Below are 15,888 nucleotides of genomic sequence, written 5' to 3' on the forward strand. Positions count from 1 at the left end.
TGAGATGTGCGTCAGAAGATATTCAGCGAAGGCGTGACAGCCAACACGCATTTGTGGAGGGGGACTGCATGGCGAATGAACCAATGACAGGTTGTTGCCTGCTGGTCGACGATTCCTCCGTCATTCGCAAAGTCGCGCGCCGCGTCCTTTCCGAAACCATTGCAGAATTTGCTGAGGCCTCAACCGGCCGGGAAGCGCTCGAAACCTGTTTTGCGCGCATGCCAGACGTCGTTCTGCTCGACTATGACCTTCCGGACATGACAGCGCTGGAGGTCGTAACCGAGCTCCGCGCCATGCCGGGCGGCGACCGCCCCCGCATCATCCTGTGTCTTTATGAACTCGATGTGACCCGCATTATGCGGGCGAAGCGCGCAGGCGCCAATGGCTACATCCTGAAGCCGTTTGACCGCGCCTATCTCACCGAACAATTTTCAGGCATCCTGTCCGCCTAAATCCGAAAGCAGTCCCCAAAAAGCAAAAGCTCCGCCGAAGCGGAGCTTTTTACATTTCGAAGCCTGTTGCCGATCAGGCGCTTTCGCGCATTTCCGCATCCGGCTCACGCAGCACATAGCCGCGACCCCAGACAGTCTCGATGTAGCTCTGGCTACCGGAAACAGCGTCAAGCTTCTTGCGCAGCTTGCAGATGAAGACGTCGATGATCTTCAGTTCCGGTTCGTCCATGCCACCATAGAGATGGTTGAGGAACATTTCCTTGGTGAGCGTCGTACCCTTGCGGAGCGAAAGAAGCTCCAGCATCTGGTATTCCTTGCCGGTCAGGTGAACACGCTGGCCGGAAACTTCGACCGTCTTCGCATCCAGATTGACCACCAGGTCGCCCGTCGTGATGACCGACTGAGCATGTCCCTTCGAACGGCGCACAATCGCATGAATACGTGCGATCAGCTCGTCCTTGTGGAACGGCTTGGTCATGTAGTCATCGGCGCCGAAGCCCAGACCGCGAACCTTGTCCTCGATACCGGCCATGCCGGAAAGGATAAGGATCGGCGTCTTCACCTTGGACAGACGCAAGGTGCGAAGAACTTCGTAACCAGACATATCCGGCAGGTTCAAGTCCAGCAGGATGATATCGTAATCATATAGCTTGCCGAGATCGATGCCTTCTTCGCCCAGATCGGTCGTGTAGACATTAAAACTCTCGGACTTAAGCATCAACTCGATGCTCTGTGCGATAGCACTGTCGTCTTCAATCAAAAGGACGCGCATCTCTTATCCCCTTTCCGCAGCCGACCCGATGTCCCTCACGGCAGCACACGGAACTATCGTTGCCTGTGCATGAAGGTGCCAGCAAATGGTTAACAAAATATGATTCTGCTTGGCAAGCATATTTCTGCCCTGTTTAGAAAATTCTCTTACGCGCCTGAATCATAAAGACATTCTCATTCTGATGACTCTAAAGCATCGCATTAAGAATCTTCGCTAAGCGATTCATCTGACTCTAGCTTTCGCCTGTTGCCGAAAAACCACACGAGGTTTACCGAGCCTTAAGTCCTAACGCGTATGATTAACTTCGCCGGTAAAGGAATGGTTACCAAACGAGCGAATTCTTAACTTTTTGTTTCGCTTGTTGAGCCCTTTCGGAAGAACGGCTGCGATGATTTCCCCTTTAGGGGCTTGGATTCGCAAGGAGATTCGGCGGTGGATCGGGTGCGTTTTGCTCGTTTACACCTGTTAATAAAGTCGGGGGGAACGCCCCAACACATGAAGCTGGTTGGTGTTCAAGGAGTATTGCGTATGAAGCCACGTGAAAGCCTAGTCAGGCTGAAACTGTTCCAGGTGAAGGAAAAACGCCGTCAACTGGGCCAGCTCGACCTGATGATCGGCGAGTTCGAACGGATGGCCGGAGAACTCGACGCCCAGATTCTATCGGAAGAGAAAAAAGCTGGCATCACTGACATCAATCATTTCGCTTATCCGACCTTCGCCAAGGCGGCACGCCAGCGGCGCGACAATCTCTTCGTATCGATTCGCGACCTGATGTCCCGGAAGGAAGCGGCCGAAGCCGAATTGTCGGCTGCGGAAACCGAACTGACGAAAGCCGAAGCGCTCGAAGAACGCGACGGTGGCAAGGCTCCGCGGGAAGTGATCGAGCGCCCTGTCAACCAGCGCCGCGCCATGATCGGCTGATCGAAGCGGCCATACGGAAATTCAAGACGCTGCTTTTGTGGAAAAGCGGCGTCTTGCCGTTTGCTGCAAGCACCTCATTTTCCTCAGTATATTGATATTTAGAAATCAATATTTCCCGAGTAAAATCGGATTTGCATAGCTTCCTCCCCAGATGTAGTGAGGAAGGGCAATGCAGAAAACCTCCCCCTCAGGGCCGAATTCGACCCCAAGCAAATTCAGTTTCAGGAACAGAGCCAAGCCAATCCAATGGGTCTTGCTGGCTGTGTTTTCCGCTATTCTGATTTTTGCAGGGGAAGTGCTGCAGCTACCTGCCGCCATGCTCCTTGGCGCGATGCTCGGCGCAATCCTGATGGCTGCAGGCGAAAGCACCTTGCGGGTTCATCGCTGGCTGTCGCTGTTAGCCCAAGGCGTTGTCGGCTGCCTTATCGCCCGTTCGATCACGGCGGAGTTTTTCACCAGCATGGGGCAACACCTGCCCGTTATCCTGCTCTCCGTCGGCTATGTGCTGTTTACCAGCACTTTTATCGGCTATCTGCTCGCGCGGTTTCGCATCCTGCCCGGAACAACTGCTGTATGGGGATCTTCTCCGGGCGCTGCCACCGCAATGACGCTGATGGCCGAAGCCCATGGAGCCGATGCTCGTCTCGTCGCCTTCATGCAATATCTGCGTGTAGTGCTGGTCGCCACAGCCGCTTCGCTCGTCCTGCGCCTCAGCACAGGCGTGGAGACCGTTGCGCCTGTCGAAATCGTCTGGTTTCCGCCCATCGACTGGTCCACCCTCGGCCCGACAGTGCTTCTGATTGTCGGCGGCTCGTTCCTTGGAGAAATTCTCCGCATCCCCACCGGCGCCATGCTCGTGCCGCTTATACTGGGCGCACTGCTTCAGGACACCGGTTTCATCACCATCGACCTGCCACCATGGCTGCTCGCGGTAAGCTACCTGCTTATCGGCTGGCGCATCGGCCTTGGCTTCTCACGCGCCATCATCGCTCATGCCGCGCGGGCTTTTCCAGCGGTGCTGACATCCACGCTGCTCCTCATTGCCGTTTGCGGACTGTTCGGCATGGCACTCGGTCACGTGCTGGGACTCGATCCGCTGACCGCCTATCTCGCTACCAGTCCGGGCGGCGCCGATACGGTCGCAATCATCGCAGCATCAAGCAATGTCGACCTGCCCTTCATCATCGCGATGCAGACCAGCCGCTTCTTCATCGTGCTTCTGGCAGGCCCTGCCATCGCCCGCTTCATCGCTGCGCGCATCGATAAGCGGATCATGAAAAAGAACCTTTAATACCAAGTCTCGTTGCGTTTGACTCATCGAGACTTGGTTAAGCCCGTGCGGCGATTGAGCATTCTCAGGGCGTGATGCGTTAGCATCTTAGCGCCCTGCTATAACAGCCCGATTGCCGAAACTGGCGGGGCCGTGTTACGCTTTCTGAATGACACAGGTTTGCACCCATCTCATGTTTCAGGGCAGTGCAGGCGCAGCTCTGGAAACATATCGTTCGATCTTTCCCGACTTCCTGATCGAGTCGATCAAAATCTATGACGAAGCGAGCGGCAGTCCCGGCAAGGTGCAGATTGCGCGTGTGACCTTTGCCGAACACCGGCTGATCGTCATCGACAGCCCCATTCCGCATCAGTTCGATTTCAATCCATCCATATCGCTGTTCGTCGATTTCCATGATGAGGAAAGCCTGACCAGCGTTTTTGAAAAGCTTTCAGAAGGTGGTGAGACGCTGATGCCGCTCGACAATTACGGGTTCAGCAAGCTTTTCGCCTGGATCAAGGACAAATACGGCGTTTCCTGGCAATTGAACTTACAGGCATGACAAATAAAAAACCCGGCTTTCGCCGGGTTTTTCGTCAATGAGGTTGAGATAGATCAGGCCTTCTTTCCGTGGAAACCACGGATGGCGCCGATGATCTTGTCATGATCGGCTTCCGACAGATAGGGGTGCATCGGCAGGCTCAGAATGCGGTTCGGCAGGCTTTCCGAAACCGGAAGTCCACCCGGCGCAACCGGGTAATGCTTGTATGCCGTCTGCTGGTGCAGCGGCTTCACATAATAGATGACCGAAGGAATGCCTTCCGCCTGAAGATGCGCCTTCAGGCCGTCACGGTTTTCGCTCTCGATGGAATACTGAGCCCATGCCGAACGGTTGCCAGCCGGAAGGGCGGGAACCTTGACGACATCCTTCAGCGCTTCGTTGTAGCGCTTGGCGATGCGGTCACGTGCTTCCATTTCGTCTTCCAGGATCGCAAGCTTTTCCAGAAGGACCGCAGCCTGGATCGTATCGAGACGCGAGTTGATGCCGATACGGACATTGTCGTACTGGGTTTCGCCCTTACCGTGGAACAGGACCGAGCGCAGCGTATCGGCCAGTTCGGCGTCGTTGGTGAACATGGCACCGCCGTCGCCATAGCAGCCGAGAGGCTTGGCCGGATAGAAGCTCGTCGCGCCGACATGGCCGAAAGCACCACACATGACATTGTCACGCTTGCCGCCGATCGACTGTGCAGCGTCTTCGATGACGAACAGGCCTTCGCGGTCAGCGATGGCGCTGATGCGGTTATAGTCAGCAGCCAGACCGAACAGATCGACCGGGATAATCGCTTTCGGCTGCAGACGGCCTTCCTTACGGATAGCGGCGATGGCAGCTTCAAGCTGTTCGATATTCAGATTGTATGTATCCGCGTCTACGTCGATGAACACCGGCTCTGCGCCAACCAGCGCAACAACTTCCGCCGTGGCAGCGAAGGTGAAAGACGGAACGAAGACGGCATCACCCGGACCGATGCCGCGTGCCATCAGGGGCATCTGCAAGGCGTCGGTGCCGTTGGCGCAGGCGATGACGTGTTCCACGCCCAGATATTCACCGAGCTTCTTTTCGAATTCGGCCACTTCCGGTCCAAGAATATAACGGCCTTCCGCAACAACCTTGGAAATGGCGGCATTGAGACGGTCTTCGATACGCGCGCGCTGCGCTCCAAGATCAATAAACTGCATGTTGGCTCCAATATATCTGGCCCGCACAAATGGATATGCGAATCCTCGGCAACCTATTTATTCGCTTGCGCCCTGCCCGGCTATGGCCAGAGCGTTCAAAGTTTTGCGATTCCTGTAACACCGCTTGACGCAGTTGACGCGGATCGCACGGCTCCCCTTTAGTGCGGGTGCCGGACAGTGCCTTCCGTGAGGATACGCAGCACACTGATTGCTTCCTTGCCATCGGTACGCGGCTTTTCGCGCGTCTCGATGCAATGCAGGAAATGCTGCAATTCGCGTGTCAGCGGCATGCCTTCCTCAACCGGGATATAGACAGGCTCGACGGATTTGAAAGACCACTGGTCGTTTTCCCGCCAGACTTCATGGCTGTAGAGCGCAAGCTTGCGATCCCATGGTTCGCCGTCATCGAAGACAGCCATGCCCTTTGTGCCGGTAACGGTCAGGCGGCGCTCACGATAGGCATTCAGGCGCGACGCAAACAGGTGGCCGCGGATGCCATTCGGAAAATCGAGATGAAGATGGGCGATGTCGGTGAGATGATCGAGTGTCGCAACACCCTCTCCGCGAACCGCGCCCGGTTCTTCCCCGGTGATAGCCAGGATCATCGAAAGATCGTGCGGCGCAAGATCCCACAGGGCATCGAACTCGTTGTGGAACTTGCCGAACCCGACACGATGCGAATGCACATAGCGAATGTCGCCGAGCTCACCGCTTTTCACCATGTCGAGAAGCTTCTCGAAGGCCGGGTGGAAACGCAGCACATGGCCAACCATGAACACGCGACCGTTTTCGCGGGCAGCTTCCACTTCGGCTTCTGCAGCCGGAATGTCGAGCGCGATCGGCTTTTCGACCAGAACGTCCTTGCCGTTTTTCACTGCCTGAATGGCATATTGTGAATGAAACTGAGCTGGCAGCGCCAGAACGATGCCATCAATGTCTGGATGCGTGAACAATTCATCGACGGGAATGCTCGGAACATTGAACTCGGTCGCGAAGCGTTCCGCCTGTTCTGCCCTTGAGTCCGAGACTGCCTGAAGGGCACCGAGGCTCTTCAGGGTACGAATGTGATTGCCGCCCCAATAGCCGCAACCCAAAACCGCAATACGAGGTGCCATAAAACTATGCCTTTGCTGATGCCAAGTTCCTTATCGGTGCAAATGATAGAAAACAAGACGAAAGCTATGCGAAGAGTGCTTGACAGCATTTCATTCCGCACATATACCGCCGCCATTCCTTGCAGGAACAACGATTTGTCCCACCGGAAACGGCGATCATGAAGTTGTCTCTGTAAAGCGACGCGTGGCGGAGTAGCTCAGTAGGTTAGAGCAGAGGAATCATAATCCTTGTGTCGGGGGTTCGAATCCCTCCTCCGCTACCATCGTTCTCCCTCTCCAGACATCTGTGTCAAATGCCTATAGCTTGACCGGCTATCGATGCGCTTTATGTTGTGCGCGTCATTATTTAACGTCGGCACCTTCATGCAAATCATCGCTCTCGATCATGTTCAACTGGCAATGCCTGAAGGTCAGGAGCAGAAAGCGCGCGATTTTTATGGTTCGACCCTCGGCTTTGCGGAAGTTCCAAAGCCTGAGAATCTGGCGGCTCGCGGCGGTTGCTGGTTTGAGAATGGAGCAATCAGGCTTCATCTGGGCGTCGAACGCCCTTTCGCACCTGCGCGCAAGGCACACCCTGCATTTCTGGTCGATAACCTCCATGACACGATCGCGCATCTGACGCGAGCGGGCATCGAAACCATCGGGGATGAGCCGCTGCACGGTTATGAGCGTTGCTACATCCACGATCCGTTCGGCAATCGTATCGAATTGATGCAAAAGATAGCCTGACGGCGATGGCCATCAGGCTATAAGTTTTAATTCGCTGCAGCTGCGATGATGCGACAAAGCCCTTCGCGTACCACCGACTTGCTGGTCGCCTGCCCCGCCTGAATACTGAAGATCGCATCGACACGAGTGCCTTTACCCTGCGCCCGTGCAGTGACGCGCAAGGTCTGGATGCGACCCGATCCGGTTGTTTCCTGAAACGCGTCAATCGAAGCGAGCTGCTTGTTGATCTTGATGCCAGAAAAGCCTTCGGCTGCGACGGCTTGCGCCAGACGCTGCAAGGCGGTCGACGATTTCACACCGGCAAAGCTTTGTGTCGAGCGATAGCTAATCGCTGTTACGAGTGGAACACCCTCGGACTTGAAATTCTGTTCGCACGAAGCAGCAAAGCCTGCCCCGGTTGTCGCCAGGGTCAACAGACCCGTAAGCAGAAACACCCGCATTCATCTCTCCCTCAACTATATTAGACAGTTAGACTATTAAATCGTGGCAGCGGCTTCGCCAACGGGAAGTTGATGGCCATGCGGCAACACTTCACTGGATTGTGGCCGACGCAGCGACTATATCCGGCCCAAAGCCCGCTACCCGGCGAAAGGCAATCGACAAGCGATCATGACTGTTCTCATCAACCAGCCTCACCCGTCCATCGATCCGGTTTCAATCGAGAAACTGGTGGCCACTTTCTATGGACGCGCACGCGAGGATGAAGTCATCGGGCCGATCTTTGCCGATGCGGTTCATGATTGGGATCATCACATCGCACAGATCGCCGCGTTCTGGTCGTCGGTTATTCTCAAGACCGGCAATTATGAAGGCCGCCCCATGGCGCCACATCTGAAACTGGGACTCAAGAACGAACATTTCGACCGTTGGCTCGACCTTTTCGAGACAACCGCACGCGAAATCTTCCCGCCGGAAGCCGCGATCATTTTCATAGACCGGGCACGGCGCATTGCCGACAGTTTTGAAATGGCGATTGCTACCAATACGGGTCAGATTTCCGCACCACGGCATTCGCGCCGCCCTCTTTAACCAAAAGAGGACGCAACCCTTACGGGCAATGCCACCCATCTTGTCATCGAATATTTAACTATATAAGCACGTCCGCAGAATAGCCGGGCCGCAATTCAGTTGCGTCAATAGAAAATAAAGGCTTGCGGGAGCAGATAAAGCCTGACGCACGATGGTGTGCTTGCGGATTAACTAATATTCGCAACATATCACTTGCATAAAGGGGCAGAATTTCGAACAGTTACCGCAGCTTTTTTGAAAGCTCGATAGATCGTGTATCGCGTCAACCCAGACGTGAAGTTTCGACTTGAGCGGATATGCAGGGAGTTAAACTATGAATGAATCCATTCGCGAACTTTTGGCCAAGGTCGGCGGCCTGCCGGGCCCGGTGACGGACATCGCCGACGATGCCGACCTTTACAGCGCGGGCCTGTCCTCCTTTGCATCGGTCCAGCTCATGCTTGGCCTGGAAGACAAGTTCGACATCGAATTTCCAGACCAGTATCTCAATCGCAAATCTTTTGCGAGCATCAAGGCCATCGAACAGACGATCACCCAAATTCTCAAGGACAAAGAGGCCGCATAATGAATGCCGGGGCGGGAAACAGTCTTTCAGAGCGCGTGGGCCGCGTTGCGGCCATAGCGGGTAAATTTTCCGATAGCGTCGATAAGGAAGGCCGCTTCCCGTGTGAAGCAATCGATGCGATGAAGGCCGAAGGTCTGCTGGGCATTCAGGTGCCGAGCGAATTCGGCGGCGAGAGTGCAGAGATCGACCAGATTGCAGAGCTGTGCTGTGTTCTTGGTCAGTCTTGTGCATCGAGCGCAATGATTTTCGCCATGCATCACATCAAGCTTTCAAGTCTGGTGGAGCACGGCCAGACGGTTGAATGGCACCGGGACTTCATGCGCAAGGTCGCAAAGGACCAGCTGCTGCTTGCTTCGGCTACGACCGAAGGCGGCATTGGCGGCGATCTGCGCAACTCGATCTGCGCCATCGAGGTCGAAGGTGATATCTGCCGTCTGGAAAAGAACGCCACCGTCATTTCCTATGGTACCTATGCGGATGCCATTCTGATCACATCGCGCTCCCACAAGGATGCCGCATCGTCGGATCAGGTGATGACCGTGTTCCTGAAGGACCAGTACACGCTCGAAAAGACCCATGACTGGGACACGCTCGGCATGCGTGGCACCTGCTCGGAAGGTTTTGTATTCCGTGGCGAGGCGGACAAGGTGCAGATCCTGCCGCATCCCTTTGCCGAAATCGCAGCCCAATCCATGCTGGCGCAGTCGCATACGCTGTGGAGTTCGCTCTGGTATGGCATCGCCGTCGATGCGGTCAACCGCGCGCAGGCATTCGTGCGCGCCGCAGCGAAGCGCAATCCGGGTGCGCCGCAGCCGGGCGCTCTGCGCGTAGCCGAAGCGTCCAACATGCTTCAGATGCTGAAATCCGAAATCGTCGCTTGCCTCAAGACCTATCGCGAAGCAAAGCACGATCCGGACAAGCTGGCCTCGATGGGCTTTGCGATTGCGATGAACAATCTCAAGATTGCCGCATCGCAGACGATCCTTCAGATCATCAATCATGCCATGCTGGTCTGCGGCATCATGGGCTACAAGAACGGTACGCCTTTCAGCCTCGGCCGCCATCTGCGTGACGCGCATTCGGCGCAGTTGATGATTTCAAACGAGCGCATCCTCGGCAATACAGCCACCATGCTGCTCATTCACAAACAGAACACCAGCCTTTTGGGGTAATTGCCATGGATGCTCAGAGATCATTTCTAGACCGGCTTTTCGATTCCGGTCTCCTGATCGACACCGGCGTGGAAGGCCTATACGGACGTTCCGGCCAGTTCGAAGATGTCATCCAGGCGTTTGAACGCCTGATCGACCGTACCGGAGGCAATGACGGCGCCGAAGCGATCCGCTTTCCACCCGGCATGAACCGCGCTTTTTTCGAAAAAAGCGGCTACATGAAAAGCTTCCCGCAGCTGGCCGGCACCGTGCACAGCTTCTGTGGCTGCGAGCTTGACCACGTCAATCTCATCAAATGCATGGATGAAGGCACGGACTGGACGCTGGAGCAAAAGGCAACAGACATCGTGCTGACGCCTGCGGCCTGTTATCCACTCTATCCGACTGTGGCCAAACGCGGACCGCTGCCGCAGGGCGGCGGGCTTTACGACCTGCAATCCTATTGCTTCCGTCATGAACCGTCGGTCGACCCTGCCCGCCAGCAGCTTTTCCGCATGCGTGAATATGTGCGCATGGGCACCGAAGCCGATGTGATGTCGTTCCGCCAGCTCTGGATCGACCGTGGCACGGAAATGATGAAGAAGGTCGGACTGCCGGTCGAAATCGACGTCGCCAACGACCCGTTCTTCGGACGCGCAGGCAAGTTGCTGGTCAACAACCAGCGCGACCAGAACCTGAAATTCGAGCTGCTGATCCCGATCACCAGCGTCGAAAAGCCGACCGCTTGCATGAGCTTTAACTATCATCAGGACCAGTTCGGCGTGAAATGGGGCCTCTCCCTCGATGACGGTGCGGTGGCGCACACGGCCTGCGTCGGGTTCGGACTGGAGCGCATCGCGCTGGCGCTCTTCCATCATCACGGTCTGGATGTTGAAATCTGGCCGGAAAACGTACGCAAGGAATTGTGGGGCTGATCACCACCATGCAGGCAGTTTTTCCGAACATCGCGCCCGACCGTTACACGCCGCACGCTTTGCATGCCCAGACGCGTATCTGGCCGGAAACCAACTGCTATGTCGATCTTTGGATCGAAGTGCTGGCAACATTGGGTGTCGCTCCGGAAGCCATGCTCGGTTTCACGCTGACACAGGATTTCGAGGGCGACCAGTTCACCTTCTTCAAGGTGCCGCTGGAAGACCTCGAAGCCCTTTATGGCGTGCGGGCGACGGAGCTTGCGATTTTCGACCGCGTGGAAAGCCATGTCGCCGAGCAGATCGCGCGCGGACGCCTCTGCATGATCGAAATGGACAGCTACTTCATGCCGGATGCGCATGGCGTCAGCTATCGCACGGAACATGGCAAGACGACCATCGCCATCAACCGTATGGACGTCGAAAACCGCTTGCTGGACTATTTCCACAATGGCGGTTTCTATCATCTCGAAGGTGAGGATTTCGACGGTGTCTTCCAGCGTCATCTGACGGAAGCCGAACTGCCCTTCCTGCCCTATACGGAATTCGCCAAGTTTCCGAAGCATGTGCCGGATGAAGCGCATCAGCGACGCGTTGCCGAAATCCTTCTGCCCCGCCACTTTGCCCGCAGGCCGAAGGAAAACCCTATTCGTGCCTTTGCCAGCGTGTTTCCGGGACAGGTTGAAGCAATCGCGGAACGCCCGTTCGGCTTCTTCCATAAGTATGCATTCAACACGCTGCGCCAGCTCGGCGCGAATTTCGAACTCGCGGCAAGTCATTTCGACTGGCTCGGGCAAGGCAGGCGCTTTGCAACGGCCTCGGCAGATGCCTTGCAGATTGCGGAAACGGCAAAGGCTGTTCAGTTCCAGCTCGCCCGCGCCGTCATGCGCAAGAAATTCGACGCATTGGCCGGAACGCTACAACCGGCGGCAGATGCCTGGGATCGGTTGACGGCAGCGCTTGCAGCGGAACTTGGTCGCGATGCGGCTTGAACTAAACCCGACCAAACGACCGCTCTCGACCGGCTGGCGGCTTGCTGTCACCGGCCCGGATGCGGCGCAAACGCCGCATGATGCCAAGTCCAGTACGGCGATCAATGGTGCGCCGGTGCCCGGCACAGTGGCGGAAGCTCTGGAAAAATCGGGGCATTTCGACCGAAACAATCCCGTAGCGCTCGATAGCAGGCAAGCCTGGTATTTCCTTGATATCGAGGAGACACCCGGCCCCGCCACACTCCATTTTGGCGGGCTTGCCACGATTTGCGACATCTTTTTCAATGGCGAATTGCTGCTGCAAACCGACAGCATGTTTCTCGGCCATGATCTGCCCGTTACACTGACCGGCAAGGACGAGCTTGCCCTCTGTTTCCGCGCGCTCGCGCCTCGCCTCAGCCAAAAAGGCCCGCGTGCCCGCTGGCGCACGCAACTGATGAACACGCAAGGTCTGCGCCTCATTCGCACGACCGCGCTTGGCTATATGCCAGGCTGGTGCCCGGAAGTGCATGCCGTGGGTCCATGGCGTCCGATTTCCATCAGCCGTTCTGATACGGAGACCATATCCGACATCGCCATTCAGGCAAGACTGACAGAAACCGGCGATGGCGAACTTCAGGTCAGTTTTACCTATAGCGGCAAGGCCGAGGCACCCACTCTCCATTGCGCGGGGCAGCAGATCGCCTGCGAGCGCCAGACTGACAATCATTGGACGGCAAGGCTGACGCTTCCCAATATTGAACCATGGTGGCCACACACGCATGGTAATCCAACGCTTCACAATGTCGAACTTTCGCTCGACGGCGGACTACGCCTGCTGGGGCGCACCGGGTTCCGCCGCATCGAGGTCGATCGCGGACCGGACCGCAAGGGTTTTGCACTCAGGATCAATGGCGAGAAGGTTTTCTGTCGCGGCGCAGTATGGAGTTCTGCCGATATCGTCCGCCTTCCCGGCGCGCGCGACGATTACGAACCATGGCTGAAGCTCGCGCAGGAAGCGGGCATTAACATGCTGCGGCTGAGCGGCATCACTGCCTATGAGACACCAGATTTCTATGCCCTCTGTGACGAGCTGGGCATCATGGTGTGGCAGGACTTCATGTTTGCCAATTTCGACTATCCGGTAAAGGACGAAGCGTTTGTCGCAAAAGTGCAGGCCGAAGCTTCACAGCTTCTCACCGCTGTCAGGCATGCGCCTTCGCTGAGCATCCTCTGCGGCGGTAGCGAAATCTATCAGCAGGGCGCAATGATGGGCCTGTCGGAAGCGACCTGGAAAGGCCCGCTTACCGAGGAAATCCTGCCCGGTATCGCCGGTAAACTTTGCCCGAATATTCCCTATGTGCCGAACTCGCCCTGCGATGGCGCCCTTCCCTTCATCAGCAATGAAGGCGTCAGCCATTACTATGGAGTCAGCGCTTATTGCCGTCCGCTGGACGATGCGCGGCGCGCGGAAGTACGCTTTGCGACCGAATGTCTGGCCTTCTCCAACGTGCCCGAAGCGCGCACGCTGAAAACCCATCTCGATGTACCCCCGGTTCACGATCCGCGCTGGAAAGCACGCGTGCCCCGCGACCGTGGTGTGTCCTGGGATTTCGAGGATGTGCGGGACGCCTATCTGGAGATGCTGTACGGCTATGATCCGGCACGGCTGCGGCGCGAGGATGTGGAACAGTATCTCCACCTTTCCCGCGCTGTCACGGCGGAAGTGATGGAAGCGACCTTCGCCGAGTGGAGACGACCGGGAAGCACCTGTTTCGGTGCACTTCTCTGGATGTTTCAGGACCTGCTGCCCGGTGCCGGTTGGGGCATGATCGATGCGACCGGCGAACCCAAAGCCTCATGGCATGGTTTGAAACGCGCCTTCCGTCCACAGCAGGTCGCCTTGACCGATGAAGGCGTCAATGGCCTCGCGATTCATGTTCTGAATGAGCAGGCAGAATCCGCTGATCTTTCGCTTGAACTGACCTGTTTGCGCGCCGGTTCGCAGCCGGTGGTTTCCGGCCGCCGTGATCTTTCAATTGCCAGTCGTTCAGCGATCACCATTGCCGCAACGGATTTGTTCGGCGCATTCTTCGATGTCACTTACGCCTATCGTTTCGGCCCTCCGGCCCATGACGTGACCGTTGCGCGACTGAAGCGCAATGACATTACGATTGCCGAGGCATTTCACTTTCCGCTCGGACGAACAAAGGCATTTCACGACGCCACTATCGAAGTAGCTCCCATCGAAGAGAACGGAAACTGGTTCCTCGATCTGAAAACGCCAGTTCTGGCCCAATCTGTCAGCATCGATGCAGGTGACTGGCGGGCTGTCGAGAACTGGTTTCACCTTGCTCCCAACGAGACGAAACGCATCGCCCTTGTTCCACGTAAGGCAACACTCGAAAAACCGTCTGGAGAAATCCGCATCGCCGGTTCGTCACGGATCGTCTGGTTCTAACCCCGCAAGGCCATTGCGCGGATCGCGCCGATATAAATCTCGCGCGAATGTTCCGGCGTCAGATTATGATCGGCATCCGGAATGATGGCGACTGACGCATTGTCGAAGCCCTGCAGCTTGGTGCCCGCCTGATCAAAATAGAAATTGAAATGTTCGCGCCCGATATCCTTTTCGGCATAGACCAGCGCCAGCGGCACCTCACGCTGCTTCAATTCGTCAAAAGCCGAATAGACTGCCCGTCCTTCCACTGTGCGGCTGCGCAGAAGCTTGCGTGCAAGCCCGCGAATACGCCCGACAACCCCGCGCGAGATGTTACGCAGGATGGCACGGATATCCAGTTCACCGCGAAACAAGCGCTGGAATGTTTCGGCGCGGAGCGCGCGGCTGCCATAATCCTCCAGCGTACGCTTGCCGTCGCGAACGGCATCTTCCACAGAGCGTCCCGGCGCCCAATAGAACGTCTCCGGATTGACGAGGACTGCACCGGAAATGCGCTCGTCTTTCAAGGCACTGTGGAACCCCAGAAAGGCACCGCTGCATCGTCCTGCGATAATGGGACGGCCCCAACCAATAGTGTCGAGATAGTCGAGTGCTTCGGCAACATCGGCCTCTGCCCCATTGGTATAAAGCACCTGTTCCGGCATCCCCGGATTGGGCGGGCTGTCGCCTGCATTCGCAATATCGAAGCGCAGCGACGCTGTCCCTTCCCGCGCAAGCTTGCGCGCCATATCGACGGTCGTACGCCCCCACCCGACACGTCGATCATAGGCTGCGGAGAGGAACAGGACCGTTCTGCCGCGCCGCTCACCCACGGGTGCGCAGAGAACACCTGAGAGGCGATTGCCGGAGCCGAACGAGACAGGTGTTTCCACAAAACCGTCACCCGTCAAAGTGCCGCCGAGTGCCTTTTCATCCGGCTTGTTCTGCGCAGGCTGCGAACCTGCCAGACCTGCCGCCCAGTCGACAAGCCGGTCCGCGACTTCCAGCGGCAGGCGCGAGATGACCGGGTTCGAAATCAGCTTGTCGTAATCGGTAAAAGCTTCAACCGTCACATCGGCGCCCAGCCCTTCCAGATGCGTTGCCAATTCGGCATCGTTCGGACGGTCCGTCCGCGCCAGCAAAAGGCATTGAGGCGCAGGCTTCGTCTCCAGCGACAGAAGATTGATCTTCTTTACATCGGCGGCCACTTCCGGCTGCATTGTCAACGATGCGATGGAAACGCTGTTCTTGATCCTTTGCTCGTCCGTCAGGCCCAGATCGGCATCGACCATACTCGACCAGACGGCCAGTTCACGCGTGTAGAACCGCCCGGAAATGACCGGCGCCAGAAGCGCCAACGCTGCGATGCCTTCGATCCGGGCCGCAGTTTCGGCAGCAATCGCTGCACCAAGGCTCTGTCCAATGATGATGACGCGGCTTGCCCCGGACAGGTCACGCGCCTTCCGGGCAGCTTCAGCAAGCGTATTGCGCCAGAGCTCCAGCCCTTTGGAAAATTCGATGTCGTCGCGTCCATCGCCCGTACCGGGCCAATCGAAGCGGAAGGAGCCTATCCCCTGCACCGAAAGTCCGTCGGCGATGATGCGCCAGAATTTGCGTGTCGTGCAGAGCTCTTCCAGCCCCCAGGGGCTTGCGAACAAGACAACCGTATCAAGAGATGGGCCAACAGGGGCCTGATAAAGGCCCAGCGTGTCGCAGAAGACGACCGGACTGGCGGCAGACCGCACAACATTCGCCGGTTGCCTGTAGGATGTTTCGTTTTCCACCCTGTCGCCCATGCCTG

16 protein-coding genes and 1 tRNA gene are annotated in these 15,888 nt (G+C 56.8%); 12 read left to right on the plus strand and 5 right to left on the minus strand.

The window, feature by feature from the left end:
* Positions 1-68: 68 nt before the first annotated feature.
* Positions 69-452 (plus strand): response regulator, encoded by a 384-nt coding sequence (locus ABDF71_RS11355; RefSeq protein ID WP_125300039.1) that lies wholly within the window; start codon positions 69-71, stop codon positions 450-452.
* A 73-nt stretch (positions 453-525) separates the two neighbouring features.
* Here ABDF71_RS11355 and ctrA read toward each other — a convergent pair whose 3' ends face one another.
* Positions 526-1,224 (minus strand): response regulator transcription factor CtrA, encoded by a 699-nt coding sequence (ctrA, locus tag ABDF71_RS11360; protein WP_010659553.1) that lies wholly within the window; start codon positions 1,222-1,224, stop codon positions 526-528.
* Positions 1,225-1,752: 528 nt separating this feature from the next.
* Here ctrA and ABDF71_RS11365 point away from each other — a divergent pair.
* From ABDF71_RS11365 to ABDF71_RS11375, 3 genes are all read left to right on the plus strand, one after another.
* Complete coding sequence (locus tag ABDF71_RS11365; RefSeq protein ID WP_500061558.1) at positions 1,753-2,145, plus strand: flagellar export protein FliJ; 393 nt, start codon at positions 1,753-1,755, stop codon at positions 2,143-2,145.
* Between the two features lie 169 nt (positions 2,146-2,314).
* The gene (locus tag ABDF71_RS11370; RefSeq protein WP_029929194.1) at positions 2,315-3,436 is read left to right on the plus strand and encodes an AbrB family transcriptional regulator; all 1,122 of its coding nucleotides are present in this window, start codon (positions 2,315-2,317) and stop codon (positions 3,434-3,436) included.
* Between the two features lie 148 nt (positions 3,437-3,584).
* Positions 3,585-3,977, plus strand: a complete 393-nt coding sequence (locus ABDF71_RS11375) for a VOC family protein (protein ID WP_012091620.1) — start codon at positions 3,585-3,587, stop codon at positions 3,975-3,977.
* 53 nt (positions 3,978-4,030) lie between these two features.
* On the opposite strand, the gene ABDF71_RS11380 is transcribed toward ABDF71_RS11375, so the two are convergent.
* Entirely contained in the window at positions 4,031-5,155 is a 1,125-nt protein-coding gene (locus ABDF71_RS11380; RefSeq protein WP_010659550.1) for a DegT/DnrJ/EryC1/StrS family aminotransferase, read from the minus strand.
* A gap of 158 nt (positions 5,156-5,313) precedes the next feature.
* Positions 5,314-6,270 (minus strand): Gfo/Idh/MocA family protein, encoded by a 957-nt coding sequence (locus tag ABDF71_RS11385; RefSeq protein ID WP_010659549.1) that lies wholly within the window; start codon positions 6,268-6,270, stop codon positions 5,314-5,316.
* A gap of 186 nt (positions 6,271-6,456) precedes the next feature.
* Here ABDF71_RS11385 and ABDF71_RS11390 point away from each other — a divergent pair.
* Together ABDF71_RS11390 and ABDF71_RS11395 are read left to right on the plus strand one after the other, a co-directional pair.
* Positions 6,457-6,533 (plus strand) — tRNA-Met (locus tag ABDF71_RS11390).
* 100 nt (positions 6,534-6,633) lie between these two features.
* Positions 6,634-6,999 (plus strand): VOC family protein, encoded by a 366-nt coding sequence (locus ABDF71_RS11395; protein ID WP_010659548.1) that lies wholly within the window; start codon positions 6,634-6,636, stop codon positions 6,997-6,999.
* Positions 7,000-7,025: 26 nt separating this feature from the next.
* Here the strand turns inward: ABDF71_RS11395 and ABDF71_RS11400 are convergent, their stop codons facing one another.
* A complete protein-coding gene (locus tag ABDF71_RS11400) occupies positions 7,026-7,439 on the minus strand; it encodes a hypothetical protein (protein ID WP_010659547.1) in 414 nt (137 codons plus the stop codon).
* 169 nt (positions 7,440-7,608) lie between these two features.
* On the opposite strand from ABDF71_RS11400, the gene ABDF71_RS11405 reads away from it, so the two are divergent.
* The 6 genes from ABDF71_RS11405 to ABDF71_RS11430 all read left to right on the plus strand — a co-directional run bounded on the left by ABDF71_RS11405 (position 7,609) and on the right by ABDF71_RS11430 (position 14,108).
* Entirely contained in the window at positions 7,609-8,028 is a 420-nt protein-coding gene (locus tag ABDF71_RS11405) for a group III truncated hemoglobin (protein WP_010659546.1), read from the plus strand.
* A 313-nt stretch (positions 8,029-8,341) separates the two neighbouring features.
* Positions 8,342-8,593 carry an acyl carrier protein gene (locus ABDF71_RS11410; protein ID WP_006467457.1) on the plus strand — a complete coding sequence of 84 codons (252 nt, stop codon included), beginning with the start codon at positions 8,342-8,344 and terminating at the stop codon, positions 8,591-8,593.
* Positions 8,593-9,765, plus strand: a complete 1,173-nt coding sequence (locus ABDF71_RS11415) for an acyl-CoA dehydrogenase family protein (protein WP_010659545.1) — start codon at positions 8,593-8,595, stop codon at positions 9,763-9,765. The genes ABDF71_RS11410 and ABDF71_RS11415 overlap by 1 nt, the downstream gene beginning before the upstream one ends.
* Positions 9,766-9,770: 5 nt before the next feature.
* On the plus strand, positions 9,771-10,679 hold the full coding sequence (locus ABDF71_RS11420; protein ID WP_010659544.1) for an amino acid--[acyl-carrier-protein] ligase: 909 nt from the start codon (positions 9,771-9,773) through the stop codon (positions 10,677-10,679).
* A gap of 8 nt (positions 10,680-10,687) precedes the next feature.
* A complete protein-coding gene (locus ABDF71_RS11425) occupies positions 10,688-11,668 on the plus strand; it encodes a DUF1839 family protein (RefSeq protein WP_192800286.1) in 981 nt (326 codons plus the stop codon).
* Positions 11,658-14,108, plus strand: coding sequence for a glycoside hydrolase family 2 protein (locus tag ABDF71_RS11430; RefSeq protein ID WP_500061559.1), 2,451 nt, complete (start codon positions 11,658-11,660; stop codon positions 14,106-14,108). The genes ABDF71_RS11425 and ABDF71_RS11430 overlap by 11 nt, the downstream gene beginning before the upstream one ends.
* Here ABDF71_RS11430 and ABDF71_RS11435 read toward each other — a convergent pair.
* Complete coding sequence (locus ABDF71_RS11435) at positions 14,105-15,883, minus strand: alpha/beta fold hydrolase (RefSeq protein ID WP_151664337.1); 1,779 nt, start codon at positions 15,881-15,883, stop codon at positions 14,105-14,107. The genes ABDF71_RS11430 and ABDF71_RS11435 overlap by 4 nt on opposite strands.
* Positions 15,884-15,888 lie beyond the last annotated feature (5 nt).

It is taken from the genome of Ochrobactrum sp. WV_118_8, assembly GCF_039631535.1.
Classification (GTDB): Bacteria; Pseudomonadota; Alphaproteobacteria; order Rhizobiales; family Rhizobiaceae; genus Brucella; species Brucella anthropi.